This window comes from Nocardiopsis sp. NPDC055551 (assembly GCF_053619415.1).
Map to the genome: position 1 here is coordinate 1 of NZ_JBSHJJ010000036.1, position 1,116 is coordinate 1,116.

Sequence of the window (1,116 nt, forward strand, 5' to 3'; positions counted from 1 at the left end):
ACCGGTCCAGGAGTTGGGCGCAGCGGATCAGGCCCAGATGCGAGTAGGCCTGCGGGTGGTTGCCCAACGCGCGTTCGGTGACCGGGTCGAACTCCTCGGGGATCAACCCCGTGGGACCGGCGGCCCCCACCAGGTGCTTGAACAGCTCCTCGGCCTCGGCGCGGCGCCCGGTGAGCAGGTAGGCCTCGATCAGCCAGGTGGTGCACAGGTGGAAGCCGCCCTCGCCACCGGGCAGACCGTCGTCGCGGTGGTAGCGGTAGACGGTGGGGCCGCTGCGCAACTCGGCCTCGATCGCGGTGACGGTGGCCTGGAAGCGTGCGTCGGTGGGATCGATCAGTCCGGACAGGCCGATGTGCAGGGAGGCGGCGTCCAGGTCGGTGCCCTCATAGGCGGTGGTGTAGGCCTGGGCGGTCTCGTTCCAGCCCTTGTCCAGGACCTCGTGGGCGATCTGGGCGCGCAGGTCGGGCCAGGTGGGCTCGATGGTGCGGTCGTACTCGTGGGCCAGGGTGATGGCCCGGTCCAGGGTGAGCCAGCACATCACCTTGGAGTAGACGCGTTGGCGGGGTTCGTCGCGTTCTTCCCAGATGCCGTGGTCGGGTTCGTGCCAGCGGCGGGCCACGGCCTGGGCCATGGCCTGGATCAGGTCCCAGTCGCGGTCGGCCAGGTGGCCGCGGGCGGTGGACAGGTGGCGGATGAGTTCGGCCACGGGGCCGAACACGTCGAGTTGGACCTGGTGGTCGGCGAGGTTGCCGATGCGTACCGGGCGGGATCCGGCGTATCCGGACAGGGAGTCGATGGTCTCTTCGGGGCCCAGGCCGGTGCCGCGCAGGCTGTAGAGGGGGCGCAGCATTTCGGGGGAGGGTAGGGAGTCCACGACCTGGTGGAGCCAGTCCAGGAAGTCTTCGGCCTCTTGGGTGGAGCCGAGGGTGACCAGGGCTTGGACGGTCAGGGCGCCATCGCGCAGCCAGCAGTACCGGTAGTCCCAGTTGCGGACTCCGCCGATCTCCTCGGGTAGGGAGGTGGTGGCGGCGGCCATGACCCCGCCGGTGGGGGTGCACAGGCCGCGGAGGGTCAACGCCGATCGGGCCGCCAACGAACTCTCCGTACCGGGCAGGG

General features: G+C 70.3%; 1 protein-coding gene. It reads right to left on the reverse strand.

Going from position 1 to position 1,116, the window contains the following annotated elements:
* Nucleotides 1-1,116, reverse strand: a 1,116-nt coding sequence (locus tag ACWGSK_RS27610) for a glycoside hydrolase family 15 protein (RefSeq protein ID WP_452457188.1), incomplete at both ends; no start/stop codon positions are given.